Here is an 18,327-nt window from a genome sequence, read left to right as displayed (position 1 = left end):
CCTCTCGAAGACCCCTCGCAGGCCCGAGGAGCCCCGAAATGCAACTCGCCGCGATCATCGTGTCGCTGGTCCTGACCGTGGTCGGCGTTGCGCTGCTCGCACGCGCCATCGGCCAGTTCGTCCGGTACTTCAAGCTCGGCCAGCCGGTGCCGGCCGGCAGCCGGACCGACAACCCCTACGCGCGCAGTGTGACGCTGGTGCGGGAATTCCTCGGCCACACCCGGATGAACCGGTGGGGCATCGTGGGCTTCGCCCACTGGTTCGTTGCCGTCGGCTTCCTGACGCTGCCGCCGACCATCATCACCGCGTACGGCCAGCTCTTCGAGGCCGACTGGACGCTGCCGGTCATCGGCGGCTTCCTGCCGTACGAGCTGTACATCGAGTTCATCGCCGCGATGACCACCTTCGGCATCGTCACGCTGATGGTCATCCGCCTGCTGAGCCTGCCCTCCCGGGCGGGCCGCAAGTCGCGGTTCGCGGGCTCGAAGATGGGTCAGGCGTACTTCGTCGAATACGTCATCCTCACCATCGGCCTGGCGATCTACGTCCTGCGCGGGCTCGAAGGCGCGCTGCACCACGTGGACCACTTCGAGGCCGCGTACTTCGCGTCGTACCCGCTGATCCTCGCCTTCAAGGGCCTGAGCGTCGCCACGCTCCAGAACCTGGTCTACCTGTCCGCGATGATCAAGCTGGGCACGACCATGATCTGGATGATCACGGTCTCGCTCAACACCAACATGGGCGTCGCCTGGCACCGCTTCCTCGCCTTCCCGAACATCTGGTTCAAGCGCAACGCCACCGGTGAGACCGCGCTCGGCGCCCTTCAGCCGATGACGTCCGGCGGCAAGCCGATCGACTTCACCGACCCCGGTGACGACGACGTCTTCGGTGTGTCCCAGGTCGAGCAGTTCTCCTGGAAGGGCCTGCTGGACTTCTCCACCTGCACCGAGTGCGGTCGCTGCCAGTCGCAGTGCCCGGCCTGGAACACCGGCAAGCCGCTCTCCCCGAAGCTGCTGATCATGTCGCTGCGCGACCACGCGCACGCCAAGGCGCCGTACCTGCTCGCGGGCGGCGGCAAGACCATGGAGGGCGAGGAGAAGGCGTCCGAGGAGCAGCTCGCCTCGGTGCCGGCGGAGGCGCTGGCCGAGGCCGAGCGGCCGCTGATCGGCACCGTCGAGGAGAACGGCGTCATCGACCCGGACGTCCTGTGGTCCTGCACCACCTGCGGCGCCTGCGTCGAGCAGTGCCCGGTGGACATCGAGCACATCGACCACATCGTCGACATGCGCCGCTACCAGGTGATGATCGAGTCCGCGTTCCCGTCCGAGGCGGGCACGATGCTCAAGAACCTGGAGAAGAAGGGCAACCCCTGGGGCCTGGCCAAGAAGCAGCGCCTGGAGTGGCTCAAGGAGGTCGACTTCGAGGTCCCGGTCGTCGGCAAGGACATCGAGGACCTCACCGAGGTCGAGTACCTGTACTGGGTCGGCTGCGCCGGTGCCCTGGAGGACCGCGCCAAGAAGACCACCAAGGCCTTCGCCGAGCTGCTCCACATGGCGGGCGTGAAGTTCGCGATCATGGGCGGCGACGAGAAGTGCACCGGTGACTCCGCCCGCCGCCTCGGCAACGAGCCCCTGTTCCAGGAGCTCGGCATGGAGAACGTGGCCGCGCTGAACATGGCCTTCGGCGAGGAGATGGACGAGGACGGCAACGTCACGCCCGAGTCGAAGAAGCCGAAGTCGGCGAAGAAGATCGTCGCGACCTGCCCGCACTGCCTCAACACGATCGGCAACGAGTACCCGCAGATCGGCGGCGACTACGAGGTCATCCACCACACCCAGCTGCTGCAGCACCTGGTGGACGAGGGCAAGCTGGTCCCGGTCACCCCGGTCGAGGGCATCATCACCTACCACGACCCGTGCTACCTGGGCCGCCACAACAAGATCTACACGCCGCCGCGCGAGATCATCGCCAGCGTCCCGGGCGTCCGCAACGAGGAGATGCACCGCCACAAGGAGCGCGGCTTCTGCTGTGGCGCCGGTGGTGCGCGGATGTGGATGGAGGAGCGGATCGGCAAGCGCATCAACAACGAGCGCGTCGACGAGGCCCTCTCCGTCAACCCGGACATCGTCTCCACCGCCTGCCCGTTCTGCCTCGTCATGCTCACGGACTCCGTGAACGGCAAGAAGAACGAGGGCAAGGCCAAGGAGTCCATCCAGGTCGTCGACGTCGCCCAGCTGCTGCTGGAGTCGGTCAAGACCCCGGTCACGGACGACGAGCCCCCGGCGGGCGAGGCCGAGACGGAGAGCGAACCGGAGCCGGCGCCGGTGAAGTAACCGCTCCGGACGGCGCATCACGACGCCCCCTGTCCTGCACGGGACGGGGGGCGTCGGCGTCTCTGCGACCGGGCGGGCCGCGAAAACCAGGCGAGCCGCGAGGAGTTCCTGCGTACCTTGATGCGCATGAGCAGGGGGATGGAGACGGACGGGGCGGACGCGCTCGTGGCGGCGGTTGTGGCGGGGGACGCCGATGCCGTACGGGAGTTGCTGGGGCAGGGGGTCGATCCGGACACGCCGGAGGAGAGCGGGCTGCCCGTGCTCTGCAGGGCCGTCGCGGCGTACGACGCGCCCGTCGCCGAGGCGCTGGTCAAGGGCGGGGCCGATCCGGACCGGGTGCTGCCGGACGGGACGACCCCGCTGGAGCGGGCCATCGACGGCGGTTCCCCGGCCGTCTTCTCGGCGGTGCTCGGCGCGGAGCCCCGGCTGCGGCTCCCCGAGGACGCCCGCGAACGGCTCCTCGGCCGGGCCCGGCACTGGTACGAGACGGGCGTGGCCGAGGAGCTGCGACGGCGGACCGGCGCATCGGGTCCCGCGACCACGGTCCGGGTCCAGGACGACGAGTACGACGAGATCGACCAGGTCTCCCTCGGCGGACTCGTCGTACGGGCCGGACACGCCGGCATCCTGTCCTCCCTGGAGTGGGCCTTCCGCGTCCTGCCCCCCGTCGAGGAACTGATCGACCGTGCCATCGAGCAGCCGGACGAGCACGACGCGAACTGGTGGGCGGTGCTCTGGGCCCTGCTCCAGCGGCGCAGCCACGAGGCGTGGTCGGCCGTGGTGGCCCATCGCCACGGCCCTTCCGACGCGCACCGCCGGTTCGTGCTGGAGTACCTGCGGGTCAGGGCGCTGACGGCGACCGGCGAGGAGCCCTACGAGGAGTGGGACACCGCGTTCCTGGCGGACTGGGCGGCCGAGGAACCCGACGGAGAGACCCTCGCGAAGGTGCTCGACGCCTTCACCAACTACGACCATCCGGACCAGGAGGCGATCGGTCTGCGCCACGCCGGCCACCCCGACCCCCGCGTCCGCCGCGAGGTGCCGTACGCCCTGTGCACCAAGTACGAACCCCGCTCCCCTGCGGCCAGGGAGGCCCTGCGCACCCTCACCCGCGATCCGGACGCCGAGGTACGCCTCGCTGCCTGCACGGGGGCCATGCGGGACGACGGCCTCCGCGCCGACGCCACCCGGGCGCTGCTGCTCCTGCTCAAGGAGCCGGAGGCCTCCCTGCGGGCCTCGGCCGCGGAGCGGCTGGCCACCTCCGGGGACCGTGCGCCCGCCGTCGCCGACGCCCTGGCCGCGCTGCTCGACGACGGCGACCAGAACGTCCTCCTGGAGGCCGGCTACGGTCTCGCCAGGCGCGACGACCCGCGCACCGCGGACGCGATCGAGCGGGTGGGCCGGCTCAGCGACCTGCACCCGGACGACCACCGCGTCAGCGCGCTGTGGCGCTGGGAGTGGGAGCGGAAACAGGCAACCGCCGGTCAATGACGCAGACTGGATCCCCTGACCGCACCGCCCGCTTCCCGGAAGGACCCCCGGCGTGATCATCTTCGGCACCAAGGGCTACCTGTACCAGCTCGCGATACTCACCCTGGTGTGCGGCCGGTGCGGCAACCCCTCCGCGCACACGCTCAGGAAGCGCGTCACGAAGTTCACGCTGTTCTTCGTGCCGCTGTTCCCGTTCTCGACCAAGTACGCGACGCAGTGCACCTTCTGCGGCGCCGAGCAGAAGGTGACCGGGGAACAGGCCGAGCAGCTGCAGGCGCAGGCCGCCGCGGGCGGTCACGGCGGTCAGCAGCAGTACGGGCAGCCGCAGCAGCCGTACCGGCCCTGAGCGGTCCACGGCGGCAGCCGTCCACGGCGGCAGTGCTCTACGGCTTCGGCTGCTTGGGCCCGTTCAGCGTGTCGGCGGCGTGCTTGGGGCCCGGCCGTGACGAGAACTGGCTGACGAGTTCGCGGAAGCAGACCAGGGCGGTGATCGGCGGAATTCCGACGACCACCATCCCCAGCAGGGAATCCGCCGACTGACCGATGCACAGGGCCACCGCCGTGCCGGAGGAGATCAGCATGACGGCCCAGGACCGCCGGGCGGTGCGGCGCTGAACGGATGCCCGCAGAATGGACAGACCCGCCAGCAGCCACGGCCCGTACACCGTCAGCGGCCACCAATGGGCCAGCTTCGGCGACACCACGGTCAGTGCGATGGAGCGCAGCTGATCGTACGAATACGAAATGGACCAGGTGAGCATCGTCACCGCGCACAGGGTGATGAGGGTGACCAGGATTCCGACGGAGAAGATCTTCGGGTTTCCGGCGATGATCTGAGCGCTGGGCTGAGGTCGCCGGTGGTGGGCCGGGCGGGGCGGGGGCCGGTCGTTGTCCGGCGGGGGCGGAACCGGATCCGGGCGAAACGGATCCGGGCGCAGTGGATCCAGCCGGATCTGCTCCAGGCCCTGCGTCGTACTCAGCATCTGCGCCAGCTCCTCGTCCAGGTCCCAGCCCTCCGGCGAGATCGCCGGGTCGGGAACCTGCCAGAGGTGCTGCATATCCAGCTGCTGGGTGTAATGGGGCTGTTCGTCTACCGCTTCATAGTCGGCCCTCATTGCTAGAATTTTTCCCCTTCCAGCGCAGCCCGGAGATATTCACGCTCCATCCGGCTGATGGTTTTCAGGAAGTCCTCGAGCAGATCCGAGCAGTGCGTGATGCCCTCCGCAGCGGTCTGATCAGCTGCCTGACGCGAGCCCAGCGAAAGAGCCTCAGCTACGTGTTTTTCCTGCCAAGTCACGCCCACCTAACGACTGCCACGCGGGGCAGGACATCTGGCATTCGGGGGAATATGCGTGAACGGTGATTATCTGGAAGATCGAGTTCCGGGCCGGGTGCTGAAATTCAGAAAATGTATGGTGCGGTGTTATCGATAGCCCGGCTGATAGGCCGACCGGGTCACAGCCGTACACCCTCCTGGAGGTACACCCCGTCGGCCGTGACGCGGTCCGTTCGCTCCGAGCCGCCGACCACGCGGATCCAGCTGTCCACGCTCAGCTCGCTGCCGCGCATCTTGATGTGGAACCCGCCGTACATGCCGGGCACGGGGAACCAGCAGTGCGGGAGCTCCAGTTCGGTGAGCGCCTCGACCTCCGGCAGCCGCAGCCCCTGCCGGGTGGCCAGGTCCTCCGCGCCGGTGTCGCCGCCCGCCCGGTACCGGATCAGGCGGTGCAGGTTCGCGCGCAGGCCGGTGACGACGTCCGCCGGCAGAGGGTGCCGGATCTGCGGACGCAGAAGCGCTTCGAGGTGAGCGTGCCCGCGCTGCACGGCGATGTCGACGGGCCGGGTCCCGTCGCCGGCCCGCAGCGTACGGAAGGCGCCGTACTCCACCAGCCGCTCGACCGTCTCGGCGGAGGCCCCGTGCCAGGCGGCCTGATGCAGCGGCGCGTAACCGCTACGCCCCTCCAGGCGCCCGGAGTTGGCCCACTCGGGGTCCTTGTCGAGAACCCGGAACACGGTCGGCCAGTCCCCGTCCCGAGCGGCATCGGCAAGACGGTCCCGCTCCACGGCCCAAGCGTCCTTGAGAGAGGACCGGCGAACGACGCCGTCCCAACGCGCAGTGCCATCACCCTTCACACCGCCGAGTGTAGGGACCACGTGATCAAGGCCGGCCATCGGCCCCGTACGCCCTCAGGGGCGCGGGGCCGTATCGATATGCGGCTCCGCCGCGTGGGCGCGATCAACCGCATGCGGCCCGCACCCGTCATCGAATACTCAGCGGTCGCCCGGCCCCTCCCGCACAGCATCCGGCGCGGGACGCCGCCTCGTCGCAAGGGCGAAAGCCGGGCCGATGGCGAGAAGGACCGCGAGGGCCCCGTAGCCGTAGGTGAGGGTGGCCGAGGAGGCCACGGTGGCGACGAGCAGCGGGCCGCCCGCATCGCCGAGTTCGCGGCCGAGTTCGGCGCAGCCCATGGTCTGGCCGAGCCGTTCGGCGGAGGTGGAGGCGGCCAGGGCTGCGAAGCCCAGCGGGGTGATCAGGCCGGTGCCGATGCCGGTCAGGGCCGCGGCGAGGAGGACGCCGGTCAGGCCGGGGAGCATCGCGCAGGCCAGGCCCGCCGCCGTGGTCAGCAGCCCGGCGGTGAGGCCGGTGCGGACGGTGAGGCGGCCGTCGTCGAGGGCCCGCCCGGCCTTCGGCTGTACGACGGCCGCGCAGGCCGCCAGCACCGACACCGCGGCGCCGGTCGCCACCGTGCCGAGTCCGGCGGCGGCGCCGGAGACCGGCAGGAAGCCGACGCCGACGGAGAGGGCGGCGGTCGCGCCGGCCAGCGCTGCCGTGGGCCTCAGGAACGCCGGGTCGGCCATGCGCCGGGCGAGGTCGAGGACCGTCTGCCGTTGCCTGGGCAGCGGGGCGACGTGCGGGACGGCGAGCGCGGCCCAGAGCGCGACCGCGGCGCCGAGCACCGTCAGGACGGTGAACAGCAGCCGCAGGCCACCGGCCCACACCAGGAGGCGCCGAGCAGCGGGCCGAGGGTGTAGCCGATGGACTTGTGGAACCCGTAGCTGCCGAAGGCCCGCCCGTGCCCCGCGGCCGGGTTCAGCCGGGCGACCAGCGCGGAGGCGGACGGCGAGAACGCGGAGGCCGCGGCGCCCTGCCCGAGGCGCGCCGCCCAGAGCCGGCCGGGGCTGTCCGCGACGGCATAGGCGGCGGAGGCGGCCGCGAACGCGACGAGCCCGCCGAGCAGCACCGGCCGGGCGCCGATCCGGTCGGCCAGCGTCCCGAAGAGCGGCTTCAGCAATACCTCCGCACCGTCGTACAGGGCGAGCAGGCCGCCCAGGACGAGCAGGGAGGTCACGGCGTCCTCGCTGGGCCCGCCGAGGTTGGCGGCGATGCCGTGGGCGCCGAAGGCGGTGGTGAAGCCGGCGGCGTAGAGGGGCCACATCCGGGAGGCGGGGGCGGCGGCTCGCCGGGCCGGCGGCGCGGTCATCCGGCACCTCCCTCGTGGGGCGGCTCAGGGTTCCGTCCGGACGGGGCCCGAACCGTCATCGCCGACCCCCGAACTCCCAGTCGTGCACCTCCACCTCGGCATACCGGTCCACAGTCAGGACGCCCCGCGCCGCGCCCGGATCCGAGGCCCTGAGCAGCACCGCCGTACCCAGCCAGGCCGCGCCGTCGTCCGACAGCAGCGGCCCGTACGCGATCAGTCCGTCCCGGTCGGCCGGCACCGCGAGGTCGGCGGCCTCCCCCGCGCCGAGGCCGAGCACCAGGTAGCGGTTGCCGCCGGTCCGGCCGCCGGGGAAGTCCCACATGGTGCGCCCCAGCAGGTTCCGCCACCGGCGCAGCAGGACGTCCCGGTAGACGCCGGCCTGGTAGTTGGGCTCGTCGAAGGCGAAGGCGCGGGCGGCGGCGGCATCCGGCAGGTCGACGATGTGCACGCTGCCGCTGGGCGTCTCGCCGTCGTCGGCGAAGGTCGGGCCGCGGGCGATCAACTCCTCGGCGTACCCGTCCATGTAGGCCCAGTGCGCCTCCCCCAACTTCTCGCGCAACTCGACGGAGCCGGCCCGGTCGCGGTGGTAGCAGAAGAACTCCATGCCCTCAGTGAAGCCGGGCGCACCCCGGCACGCTAGCGTGCCGATCATGGCGGACTGGGAGATACGGCCCGCCTCGGCGTCGGACGTCGAGGCGGTGGCCGAGTTGCGCGCTGTCGTGCTGCGGGCGGATCTGGAGCGGCTCGGGCGGTACGACGAGCGGCGGGTGCGGCAGCGGCTGCGGGACGGTTTCGACCCGGCCCACACCTGGGTGATCGAGGTGGGCGGCGCGTTCGCCGGCTGCGTGGCGCTGCGACCGGCCGAGGACGCCCACTGGCTGGAGCACTTCTACCTGGCCTCGCACCTTCAGGGCAGCGGTATCGGTTCGGGCGTCCTGCGAGCCCTGCTGGAGCGGTGCGACCGCAGCGGTCTCCTCGTCCGCTTGAACGTGCTGCAGGGCAGTCCGGCCCGACGGCTGTACGAGCGGCACGGATTCACCGTCGAGACCGAGGATCCGGTGGACGTGTTCATGGCACGCCCACCGCACACCGCCGCCAACAGCTGACCCCCGAGAAAAACGCTACGGCTTGCGCCCGACCCCACCGAAGTCGTCGACCTCGGCCGGCGCCTGCTCACCGGACCCGCCCGGCCGCCACCGCGAGACGGACACGAGGCCGGGCTCCAGCAGCTCCAGGCCCTCGAAGAACCGGGCGAGTTCCTCCGGGCTGCGGTTGACCCGGGGGTTGTCGCTCGCCTCGTTCCACTGCTCGATCATCTCGCGCATCTGCTGCGGGTTGAGCACCTCGGTGTCGTCGCAGAGCACGAGGTAGCTGCCGGAGGGCAGCGCGTCCACGAGGCGGCCGACGATGTCGTACACGGTGTCGTCGGTGATGTGGGCGGTGATCCCCAGCAGGATCAGCGCGACCGGCCGGCTGAAGTCCAGGGTCTTGGCGGCCTGCTCCAGGATGGCCTCGGGTTGGCGCAGGTCGGCGTCGATGTAGTCGGTGGCGCCCTCGGGGGTGCTGGTGAGCAGCGCCTCCGCGTGGGCCAGCACGACGGGGTCGTGGTCGACGTAGACGATCCGGGTCTCGGGGACGAGCCGCTGGGCGACCTCATGGGTGTTGTTCGCGGTCGGCAGGCCGGTGCCGACGTCCAGGAACTGCCGTATCCCGGCCTCGCGGACCAGGAACTCCACCGTCCGGACGAGGAACGCCCGCTGGGCCAGGGCGATGTCGAGGATCGCCGGGTTGCCGCCCGCGATCTGGTCGCCGACCTGCCGGTCTATCTCGTAGCAGTCCTTCCCGCCGAGCCAGTAGTTCCAGATCCGGGCGGAATGCGGCACGTTGCTGTTGATCAGCGGGCGTTCAAGTGACATGGGAGCTCCCCGAGTTGGCCGGATGTCACCCATAACCTAGCCCCGCGGACCGCCGCCCGCCCGGGGACGGGAGGCCGGCCTGTCCGATAATCCCCGCAACCCGCGCGGCAATGCGCGCACAGGCCTGTCCCCTCTTCTCGAACGCGTGCATGATTACCCAGTTCTTGTTGTCCCTGGTGTTGACGAGGTGAGCGGTGCGCATGCGAAGAGCCGGGATGTGTACGGCGGCCCTGAGCGCCACCCTCCTGCTGACGACGGCCTGCGGAGCCGGCCGGCACGACGAGCCCGAGGCGACCCGGCACACCCCCCTCGCGATCGCCGACGCCCCCGCCAAGCTCCCGGTCCCCCACGGCAAGGGCAGCAAAGCGGCGGACGACTTCAACGGCGACGGCCACCGCGACCTCGTCCTCAACGACCTGGTCAAGGCCCAGGCGCACGCCGACGACGCGGGCATCGGCATCGTCTACGGCAGCGATCGCGGACTCACCCCCGGCGCACGGCAGCTGCTCAGCCCGAAGCGGCAGGCGGCCCCGACGAAAGGGCAGCTGCCTGCCGTGTTCGACGCGGAGGCGACCTGCGACCTGGACGGCGACGGCTTCACGGACCTGGTCGTCTCCACCGACCCGCCCTACGACGGCCAGGGCCGGCCCCCGGTCCCCCTCCAGCTCCTCTTCGGCTCCCCGGAGGGCCTCACCGGCAAGGCGGTCAAGCTCACCATCCCCGCCGCCGCCCGCGCCGGCAACGACTGGCCCGACCAGCCGGTGTGCGGCGACTTCGACGGCGACGACGCGCAGGACCTGGTCGTTCACGCGTCGAACGGCCAACTGTCCTTCCTCCGAGGCCCGTTCAGCCGCAAGGGCACCCCCCGGGCCGCGGGCGCACCCGTCCCGGCACCCGGCAACGCCCCCACGGGCCCGTCCGCCGACGTCAACCGGGACGGATACGACGACCTGGTGATCCGTACGGCGGAAGGCACCGGCCCCTCGGCCCTCGTCCTGGGCGGCCCCACCGGCCCCACCCGCACGGGCGTCACCCTCCCCTCCGGTATCGACGTCGCCCTCGGCGCCTTCGGCAAGGCCAAGGCCACCCTGGACGCGGCGATCGGCACACCGGGCGGCACGTCCCTGCGCTACGACCTCCCGGCCACCGCCGCACGGGGCACCCTCGACGTCCCCGGCTCGGTGCTCGACGCCGCCGACTTCGACGGCGACGGCCTCAGCGAACTCCTCTCCAGCGGTTCACGGCTGCGGATCTTCCGGGGCCGCACGGCAGGCCTCGCCACCGCGGGCACGGTGACCGTGCAGCCACCGGCCCAGGGCACGACGCGTGTCGTGACCGTCGGCGACTTCGACGGGGACGGGCGGGCGGACCTGGTGGTGCGGGCGTACGTCGGCGAGACGAAGGACACGGTGGCCGTGTATCCGGGCGCGAAGAAGGGGCTGGTGGCGGCGGAGCCGTCGGTGACGTTCTCCAGCGCGGAGTTCCTGGCGCCGTAGAGGGCTGACGCCGTCTGCGTCAGTCGGCGACGCGGGCCCCGATGGCCCGCGCTCTGCGGCGGGCTTCGGGGCTGAGGCCTTTGCGGCGGGGGTCGGTGCGGTGGTCGTACGCGGTGGGCTGGGTCAGGCAGTCCAGTCCGCGCAGGCCGGGCTTGGCCACCACACAGGCGAAGCGGGGGTCGCCCGCGTACCGGAGTTCCTCGTCGTAGTCCTTCAGGGCCTCATGGGTCCAGGGCCGGAACAGCACGGCAGCGAGCTTCAGCGACACCGTCTTCTCCGGGTGGTCGGGGTCGGGCAGCACGAAGACCGCCTTGCCCTTGTCGATCCGGACCGCGCCCGGCTGCTGACGCCAGGGGTAGACGGCGAGGACGCGCCGCATCCGCATGCCCCTGGCGAGTTGGCCGAGAGCCCGGACCTCCAGGACCGTGAGGACGAGCAGGACGAGCACCATGGGCACCACGGCCGCCACCGGCAGCACGACCGTGGCGTACAGCGCGGCCCACCAAAGGGCCATCCAAACGAGGAACTTGGCCAGGTTCCCCACCACCCAGCGGCGTAGCGCCGTTCGGGTGCCCGGTGTGTCCCAGGCCACCGGGCCGTCGAAGCCCTGCTCGCCGAGGTGCGTGGTCATGTGTCCGTCCCGGTCAGCCGAAGTCTGAGGCGATGTCGCCCGTACCCCGGCGATCTGGATCAGCAACGGCACGGGGCGGGATGGTCGCGAGCGGCGCAATGCCCCCAAGGTGGGCTGGTGCTGGCGGCGACGGGGCGCGGGCGCTAGGCCTGGGTCGTGCGCAGGTGACGTATGAGGGCGTCGAGTCCGGTGGCGGTGGTGGTGATCATCGTGCCGGGCTCGTCGCTTTCGCGGAGAAGGACTGCGTCTTCGCGGGCGGCGACCTCAACGCAGTCGGAGGCGTCGCCGCCGCCGGAGAATGAGGACTTCTGCCAGACGGTGTCCTGTGCCATGTCGGGACCTTTCACATCTGCTGAGCTAGGCGAAGGATGAAGTCCCTCGACTCTACGACGCCCAGAGCCACCTCCTCGATGGTGCCGAGGATCGCCCGATAGCGGTTGAGCTGCGCCTCCGCGTCCAGCAATGCACCACCGTGCGGCGTGTCCGCGAGGACCGTGTCCAACTGGGGAACAGGACCGCTCGCATACACCAACGGTGTGTCGATCCCAGCGAATCCGTCCACATCGAACGGGACTACTCGGACGGTGACTTGTGGCCGCTCGGACTGCTCCAGGAGGTGCAGCAGCTGATCACGGGCGACCTTCGCATCAGCCGCCCGGATCCGCAGTGCGGCCTCGTGCACCACGGCCAGGTAGCCGATCTCGTCCAGGACTTCCTGGCGCCGCAACCGGAAGCGCGTCCGCACCTCGATCTCCTCCGGAGACAGCTTCGGCACCGTTGAGGTGAAGATCGCCCGGATCTGCTCCTCGGTCTGCAACAACGCAGGAATGTGCACGCTCTGGAAGGTCCTCAACTCGACGGCGTGATGCTCCAGTTCGGCTACATCCAGGTAGCCCGACGGCACCCGCCCCCGGTACTCCTCCCACCATCCCCGCCCGCGCTCCGTCGCCATGGCCGCCAGGGCGTCGACAAGAGCGACGTCATCACACGCGTACCGGCTGGCCCAATGCCGAACGCGCTCGGCACTCACCCCGACCCGGGCCATCTCCGTGGCGGAGAGCTTGCTCTCGGCGATCCCCAACGTACGCGCCGCCTCCCGACCGCTGAGCCCGGCCCTCTCTCGGAGTTTGCGCAGTTCAGCGCCGAGCCGATCCTGGCGTGCCGTGATGATGCTCCGTGCCGGCATGTGCCCGTCCTCTTCTGGGAGTTGAGGAGCCCAGTATCCCGTTCCGCTTGACGGGGTTCAATTGAACCCCCTACCGTCGGTGACGTACCGACCACTCCCCGGAGCGGAAGTGCATCACCGCGCCCTGCCCTCAACCACCCGCGCGGCCGACGGAGCCACCGCCTCCCCACCCCACACACCTGGAGCCCCGCCATGCCCACCCCCTGGGAGTACACCCTCTACATCCCCCACGACCCCCGAGCCGTAGCCATCTCCCGCCGCACCCTCGCCGACATCCTCACCGCCCACCACCTCCCCACCCTCATCGAACCCGCCCAACTCCTCGCCTCGGAGCTCCTCGGCAACGCCATCAGACACACCACCGGCCCCGCCGCCCTGAAACTCCGCCGGTCCGGCCCCTCCTTCCGCCTCGGCGCCTGGGACACGGACCCCACACCCCCCACCGCCTCCCCACCCGACGACGACGAATCCGGACGCGGACTGCAGCTCATCCAGGCCTGCGCCGACGACTGGGGCTGGTTCCAGGTCAACGGCCCCAGAGGAGGCCGCGGCAAGTACGTATGGTGCGAAATCGGCACCAAACCCGAATAGCCCCTGGCGTCTCAGAAGACCCCCGAACTCACGTACAACCCTGACGCCCCATCGCGAGTCTCCTGATCGCCAACCGTCCGTGAACCCAAGGCCAACCCCCGGCCAACAAAAAGCGGACGAGGCACCCCAACGACTGCGATGCCGGCCAGGCATCCCGCATGCAGCAGGAGAACCCGCATGCACAAGCACCACCTGCGTCTCGCCCTCGCGACGGCCACCGCGGCCGCGCTGACGGGCGGTCTGCTCACCTTCACCGCGGCGACGGCGACCGCCGCCGACTCCACCACCGTCCCGCAGGCCGACTTCAACAACGACGGCATCGGCGACGTGGCCTTCTCGGCCCAGGACGCCTACGTCGGCGGCAAGAAGGGCGCCGGCCAGCTCGTCGTCCTCTACGGCACCGGCACGGGCGTGTCCTCCGCGAAGCGCAGCACCGTCAGCCAGAACACCACCGGCAGCCCGGGCACCGCCGAGTCCGGCGACTGGTTCGGCGCGGACACCGCGTACGCCGACTTCAACGGCGACGGCTACGACGACGTGGCCGTCGGCTCCCCGGGCGAGGACGTCGGCAGTGACGTCGACGGCGGCGGCCTCGCCATCCTGTGGGGCTCGGCCTCCGGCATCACCGGCAAGGGCGTCACCGTCGCCGACCCGGCCCCCTCCGGCCACGACCGCTGGGGCAGGACCCTCGCCGCCGGCGACTTCGACGGGGACGGCAAGGCCGACCTGGCCGTCGGCAGCTCCGGCACCACCGTGTACGTCTTCAAGGGCGGGTTCAGCAGCACCGGTACGGCCGGTGGCCGCTACACGGTCAAGCCGCCGATCATGGGCGGCGCGGGCGGTCCGCTGAACCTGACCGCCGGCAACATCAACGGCGGCCCGGAGACCGACCTGGTGGTCGACGGCTTCGAGACCGAGACCGGCAACGGCTGGAACCGCAACTACTTCATCCCCGGCAGCGCGAGCGGCCTGCAGAGCTCCCAGGCCACGGCCCTCAAGCCCGGCGTGATCACCGCGGTCGGCGACATCGACAAGGACGGCTACGGCGACATCGTCTCCGGCGCCTACTGGAACGCCACCACGGAGGACGGCACGACCGTCCCGGACTCCGCCAACGGCGGCAAGGTCTGGGTGACGTACGGCTCGGACGGCGGCCCGCTCACCTCGTCGGCCACCGGCATCACGCAGAACACCGGCAACGTCCCCGGTACCTCCGAGGGCAACGACTACTTCGGCTTCGAGCTCGACCTCGGCGACGTCAACGGCGACGGCTACCTCGACCTCGCGATCGGCGTCGCGGGCGAGAACATCGGCAGCGCGGTGGACACCGGCGCGGTCACGATCCTCTACGGCACCGCGGACGGCCTGAACACCGCCTCCGGCGCCCAGTCCTTCGCCCAGAGCACCGCGGGCGTTCCGGGCGAGGACGAGAGCGACGACCGGCTCGGCATGGACGTCAAGCTCGACGACGTCACCGGCGACGGCAAGGCCGACCTCGTCGCGGGCTCGGCCGAGAACGACGGCAACGGCGCGGTCCTCTACCTGCCGTCCAACGGCACGAAGATCACCACGACCGGCGCCCGCACCGTCTCCCCGAGCACCTCCGGCGTCTCGACGACGGGCGCGCCGTACTTCGGCTCGAACTTCGCCGACTGAGCGGCCCCGTCGTACCCCTTCCGAGGCCGGGCCCCCGGGCCCGGCCTCCCTTTTCCCAGGAGCACGCACCTTGCGCAAGCGCACCCTCCTTCTCGCCGCCGCTCTCACCGGCGGCCTCCTCACCGCGCTGCCCGCCGCCACCGCCTCCGCCGCGCCGTCCGGCCTGTCCGGCGACTTCAACGGCGACGGCTACCGCGACGCCGTCATCGGCGCGCCCCTCGCCCCGGTCGCCGGCAAGAGCGACGCCGGCTACGTCGCCGTGATGTACGGCACGGCGAGCGGCCTGGACACCGGCAAGCGGCAGATCATCAGCCAGGCCACCGACGGCATCCCCGGCGTCCCCGAGAACTACGACGACTTCGGCGACCGCCTGACCACCGGCGACCTGGACGGCGACGGTTACACGGACATCGTCGTCGGCGTGCACCGCGAACGGATCGCCGCCACCGACCAGTTCGGCGTTCTGACGGTGCTGTGGGGCGGCGCGACCGGCATCAAGTCCGGCACCGACATCACCTCGCCGCTGCCCCAGTACAAGAACGAGCTCGGCTGGTCCGTGGCGACCGGCGACTTCGACGGCGACGGCCACACCGACCTGGCCGCGGCGAACGTCGCCGCCCCGGGGCTCAACATCTTCCGGGGCCCGATCTCCCGTACCGGCGCGGCCACCGGGCTCGTCGGCATCGACACGCAGGAGCAGACCGGCGTCAGCACGGACAAGCTCGTGGCGGGCGACGTCACCGGCGACGGCACGTCGGACCTGCTGGTCATGGGCCAGGAGGAGATCACCGGCGGCTACCGCACCCGCAGCGTCCTCTACAAGGGGTCGGCCTCCGGCCCGACGGCGGGTCCCAAGGTCGCCGGCGGCTACGACGCGGTCATCGCGGACGTCGACAAGGACGGCTACGGCGACATCGTCACCGGCGACTTCATGGAGAAGTCGGCCGCCGAGCCGAACGGCGGCCTCGGCGGCGCGATCACCGTGACGTACGGCGCGGCGACCGGCCTGAGCACCCGCACCCCCGTCCGTATCACCCAGGACACGACAGGCGTGCCGGGCACCGCGGAGACGAACGACGCCTTCGGCTGGAGCCTCGCGGCCGGTGACACCAACGGCGACGGTTACGCCGACATCGCGGTCGGAGTCCCGAACGAGGACCTGAGCGGCAAGACGGACGCCGGTTCGGTCGTGGTCCTGCGCGGCTCGGCCACCGGTCTGACGGGCAGCGGTGCCAAGTCCTTCTCGCAGGACACCACGGGCGTACCCGGAACGGCCGAGCGACACGACTTCTTCGGCCACGCGGTCCTGCTCACCGACATGAGCAAGGACGGCCGCGCGGAGCTGATCGCGTCCGCCCGCGGCGAGAACGACGGCGCGGGTGCGGCCTGGGCCCTGCGCGGCACGTCCACCGGCATCACGGCCACGGGCGCGAAGTCCTTCGGCAGCACGACGCTGGGCGGCCCGTCGGGCCTGACGTACTTCGGCGACGCACTGGCGGGCTGACCCGACTGACCCATGTGAAGTCCCTTGAGGGGGAAGGCTTAAGGGGGAAGTAAGGGGCAGGCGTGCCAACCCCCTTAGGGGATGTGCAGGGGATGTCACAGCTCGGCCGCAAAGCCGGGCCCGAACCGCAGGGCCCGGCACGCGACTCTCCGGGACCAGGTACGTTCGAAGACGTGGCTGGATTCAGGATCGGACGCGGCAGCCGGAACCACGGCACCCCGCAAGCGCGCCCCCAACAACCTCCGTACGGGCAGCAGGCGCCCCAGGGACCGCCGTACGGCTCTCCCCCGCCGCCGCAGCAGCCGTACGGCGGCTCGCGCGGCGGCGGAGGCGGCTGGCCGCAGGCGAACGGCGGCGGCGGTGGCTACGGCGGTTACGGCAGCGGCGGCCACGGCGGTCATGGCGGGCACGGCGAGCCGGAGTACTTCGGCGACGGCGGCTACCCGCAGGGCCCCGGCGGCGCCCCGGACCCGTACGCGGCGAACAACCCGGGCCACACCCAGGCCTTCTCGGTCGGCGAGGACCCCTACAACCAGGGCGAGACCTACCAGGCCGGCGCGGCCCCCGCCGCCCCGATCGGCCCCCGCCTGCACTGGAAGGACCTGCTGCGGGGCATCGTCCTCTCCCCCGCCCAGACGTTCCTCCAGATGCGGGACTACACGATGTGGGGCCCCGCCCTGATCGTGACCTTCTTCTACGGCCTGCTGGCGGTCTTCGGCTTCGACGGCGCGCGGGAAGACGCGATCAACGCGACCCTTTCGAACGCGGTCCCGATCGTCCTGACGACGGCGATCGCGATGGTCGTCTCCGCCTTCGTCCTGGGCGTGGTCACCCACACCCTGGCCCGCCAGCTCGGCGGCGACGGCGCCTGGCAGCCCACGGTCGGCCTCTCCATGCTGATCATGTCCCTCACGGACGCCCCCCGCCTCGTCTTCGCGATGTTCGCCGGCGGCGACGCGACGTTCGTCCAGGTGCTGGGCTGGGCGACGTGGGTGGCGGGCGGCGCCCTCCTCACCCTGATGGTGTCCAAGTCCCACGACCTGCCCTGGCCGAAGGCGCTGGGCGCGAGCGCGATCCAGCTGGTCGCGCTGCTGTCGATCGTGAAGCTGGGCACGTTCTAGCCCACTGGCACGCAGAAGGGCCCCCGGCGCGAACGCCGGGGGCCCTTCTGCTGCTGGACCTACTACTGGACGTCCACGAAGTCGCCGGCCGCGTTGACCGCCGGGGTCGTCGCCGTGCCCGCGAAGCTGTAGCGGAAGTAGCCGTCGGTGGAGGCGGTGACGGTCGTCTTGAGGTTGCCCGTCGAGTTGGTCTTGATCGTCTTCACCGTGGTGTAGGTGCTGCTGCCCTTCTTGCGGAACTGCAGCTTCACCGGCTGGTTCGCGTAGCCGTGGTACAGGTTGTCCTCCCAGTTGGCCCGGGAGAGCTTGCCGGTGACCGTGATGGTCTTGCCCTTCTTCACCGGCTCCGGCGAGGCGTTGACCGTCAGCTTCGAGGCGCGCTGCACCTTGAACGTGGTGGCCGCGTCCCGGTGGATGTAGTCGTAGTCATTGGCGGAGACCAGCGTGGCGAGGTTCCAGGTGGCCGCCGCGTTGTTGTCGACGAAGCCGGTCGACGCCTGCGGGTCGAACGTCAGCATGCCCGAGCAGGTCGATGTGGTGTCGCTCACCTTGACGCAGGTGATGTCGCCGTCGTCGTACCAGATCTGCGCGAAGTTCGGGTTCGGCCCCTGGGCGTGGATGTACGTGGTCTCCTTGATGCCCGAGTCGTCCGACGCGGTCACGGAGACCTTGGCAGTCACCACATTGGTCGTACCGACCACGACCGGCTTGCCGCCATTGACGACAACCTTGTCGATCGTGATGTTGCCCGAGCCGCCGTCCTCCGCCTGGGCGGCGGTGGCACTGACGGCGGTGGCGACCAGCGCGACGCTGGTGCCGAGCAGGGCGAGGCGCGTGGTTGCGCGCATGAACGTTCCCCCCAGGAAGTCTGTGTTGATCAGAGGGAGCGTACGACGTTGGCCAACGATTCACACGCCGTT

General features: G+C 70.9%; 18 protein-coding genes and 2 pseudogenes. 10 read left to right on the top strand and 10 right to left on the bottom strand.

Annotated elements, in window-relative coordinates; genetic code table 11:
• The first annotated feature begins 38 nt into the window (after positions 1-38).
• From ACIBU0_RS07815 to ACIBU0_RS07805, 3 genes are all read left to right on the top strand, one after another.
• The gene (locus ACIBU0_RS07815) at positions 39-2,333 is read left to right on the top strand and encodes a heterodisulfide reductase-related iron-sulfur binding cluster (protein WP_398813211.1); all 2,295 of its coding nucleotides are present in this window, start codon (positions 39-41) and stop codon (positions 2,331-2,333) included.
• A gap of 126 nt (positions 2,334-2,459) precedes the next feature.
• Positions 2,460-3,824 (top strand): HEAT repeat domain-containing protein, encoded by a 1,365-nt coding sequence (locus tag ACIBU0_RS07810; RefSeq protein WP_398813208.1) that lies wholly within the window; start codon positions 2,460-2,462, stop codon positions 3,822-3,824.
• Positions 3,825-3,876: 52 nt separating this feature from the next.
• On the top strand, positions 3,877-4,170 hold the full coding sequence (locus ACIBU0_RS07805) for a zinc-ribbon domain-containing protein (RefSeq protein ID WP_398813205.1): 294 nt from the start codon (positions 3,877-3,879) through the stop codon (positions 4,168-4,170).
• A 37-nt stretch (positions 4,171-4,207) separates the two neighbouring features.
• Here the strand turns inward: ACIBU0_RS07805 and ACIBU0_RS07800 are convergent, their stop codons facing one another.
• The 5 genes and pseudogenes from ACIBU0_RS07800 to ACIBU0_RS07780 form a co-directional block, all read right to left on the bottom strand.
• A complete protein-coding gene (locus ACIBU0_RS07800; protein ID WP_398813203.1) occupies positions 4,208-4,939 on the bottom strand; it encodes a DUF2637 domain-containing protein in 732 nt (243 codons plus the stop codon).
• 2 nt (positions 4,940-4,941) lie between these two features.
• Positions 4,942-5,121 carry a hypothetical protein gene (locus ACIBU0_RS07795; protein ID WP_398813200.1) on the bottom strand — a complete coding sequence of 60 codons (180 nt, stop codon included), beginning with the start codon at positions 5,119-5,121 and terminating at the stop codon, positions 4,942-4,944.
• A gap of 158 nt (positions 5,122-5,279) precedes the next feature.
• Complete coding sequence (locus tag ACIBU0_RS07790; protein ID WP_398813198.1) at positions 5,280-5,888, bottom strand: ankyrin repeat domain-containing protein; 609 nt, start codon at positions 5,886-5,888, stop codon at positions 5,280-5,282.
• A 207-nt stretch (positions 5,889-6,095) separates the two neighbouring features.
• Positions 6,096-7,261 (bottom strand): annotated as a pseudogene (locus tag ACIBU0_RS07785) (MFS transporter).
• Between the two features lie 100 nt (positions 7,262-7,361).
• Positions 7,362-7,910 carry a YciI family protein gene (locus ACIBU0_RS07780; protein ID WP_398813195.1) on the bottom strand — a complete coding sequence of 183 codons (549 nt, stop codon included), beginning with the start codon at positions 7,908-7,910 and terminating at the stop codon, positions 7,362-7,364.
• Positions 7,911-7,956: 46 nt separating this feature from the next.
• Between ACIBU0_RS07780 and ACIBU0_RS07775 the strand changes: the two genes are divergently transcribed.
• A complete protein-coding gene (locus ACIBU0_RS07775; protein ID WP_398813192.1) occupies positions 7,957-8,412 on the top strand; it encodes a GNAT family N-acetyltransferase in 456 nt (151 codons plus the stop codon).
• A 15-nt stretch (positions 8,413-8,427) separates the two neighbouring features.
• Here ACIBU0_RS07775 and ACIBU0_RS07770 read toward each other — a convergent pair whose 3' ends face one another.
• Positions 8,428-9,222, bottom strand: a complete 795-nt coding sequence (locus ACIBU0_RS07770) for an SAM-dependent methyltransferase (protein ID WP_398813189.1) — start codon at positions 9,220-9,222, stop codon at positions 8,428-8,430.
• Positions 9,223-9,422: 200 nt separating this feature from the next.
• Here ACIBU0_RS07770 and ACIBU0_RS07765 point away from each other — a divergent pair, with 200 nt between their 5' ends.
• Positions 9,423-10,718 (top strand): FG-GAP repeat domain-containing protein, encoded by a 1,296-nt coding sequence (locus ACIBU0_RS07765; protein ID WP_398813187.1) that lies wholly within the window; start codon positions 9,423-9,425, stop codon positions 10,716-10,718.
• A gap of 19 nt (positions 10,719-10,737) precedes the next feature.
• On the opposite strand, the gene ACIBU0_RS07760 is transcribed toward ACIBU0_RS07765, so the two are convergent.
• Positions 10,738-11,349 carry a hypothetical protein gene (locus ACIBU0_RS07760; protein WP_398813184.1) on the bottom strand — a complete coding sequence of 204 codons (612 nt, stop codon included), beginning with the start codon at positions 11,347-11,349 and terminating at the stop codon, positions 10,738-10,740.
• Positions 11,350-11,386: 37 nt separating this feature from the next.
• Between ACIBU0_RS07760 and ACIBU0_RS07755 the strand changes: the two are divergent.
• Positions 11,387-11,524, top strand: a pseudogene (locus ACIBU0_RS07755) (DUF5701 family protein); the annotation flags it as partial.
• On the opposite strand, the gene ACIBU0_RS07750 reads toward ACIBU0_RS07755, so the two are convergent.
• Complete coding sequence (locus tag ACIBU0_RS07750; RefSeq protein WP_398813181.1) at positions 11,493-11,681, bottom strand: DUF397 domain-containing protein; 189 nt, start codon at positions 11,679-11,681, stop codon at positions 11,493-11,495. The pseudogene ACIBU0_RS07755 and the gene ACIBU0_RS07750 overlap by 32 nt on opposite strands.
• Before the next feature lie 11 nt (positions 11,682-11,692).
• Positions 11,693-12,535, bottom strand: a complete 843-nt coding sequence (locus ACIBU0_RS07745; RefSeq protein ID WP_398813179.1) for a Scr1 family TA system antitoxin-like transcriptional regulator — start codon at positions 12,533-12,535, stop codon at positions 11,693-11,695.
• 192 nt (positions 12,536-12,727) lie between these two features.
• Here ACIBU0_RS07745 and ACIBU0_RS07740 point away from each other — a divergent pair, with 192 nt between their 5' ends.
• From ACIBU0_RS07740 to ACIBU0_RS07725, 4 genes are all read left to right on the top strand, one after another.
• The gene (locus ACIBU0_RS07740; protein WP_398813176.1) at positions 12,728-13,126 is read left to right on the top strand and encodes an ATP-binding protein; all 399 of its coding nucleotides are present in this window, start codon (positions 12,728-12,730) and stop codon (positions 13,124-13,126) included.
• Positions 13,127-13,303: 177 nt separating this feature from the next.
• Positions 13,304-14,782, top strand: coding sequence for a VCBS repeat-containing protein (locus ACIBU0_RS07735; protein ID WP_398813173.1), 1,479 nt, complete (start codon positions 13,304-13,306; stop codon positions 14,780-14,782).
• Positions 14,783-14,852: 70 nt separating this feature from the next.
• Positions 14,853-16,286, top strand: coding sequence for an FG-GAP and VCBS repeat-containing protein (locus ACIBU0_RS07730; protein ID WP_398813170.1), 1,434 nt, complete (start codon positions 14,853-14,855; stop codon positions 16,284-16,286).
• A 92-nt stretch (positions 16,287-16,378) separates the two neighbouring features.
• Complete coding sequence (locus tag ACIBU0_RS07725) at positions 16,379-17,407, top strand: Yip1 family protein (protein WP_398813167.1); 1,029 nt, start codon at positions 16,379-16,381, stop codon at positions 17,405-17,407.
• Between the two features lie 62 nt (positions 17,408-17,469).
• Here the strand turns inward: ACIBU0_RS07725 and ACIBU0_RS07720 are convergent, their stop codons facing one another.
• Positions 17,470-18,255, bottom strand: coding sequence for a calcium-binding protein (locus ACIBU0_RS07720; RefSeq protein WP_398813164.1), 786 nt, complete (start codon positions 18,253-18,255; stop codon positions 17,470-17,472).
• Between the last annotated feature and the right edge of the window lie 72 nt (positions 18,256-18,327).

This window comes from Streptomyces sp. NPDC049627 (assembly GCF_044465645.1).
Lineage (GTDB): Bacteria > Actinomycetota > Actinomycetes > Streptomycetales > Streptomycetaceae > Streptomyces.
This window is presented reverse-complemented; position numbering and strand designations above follow the sequence as displayed.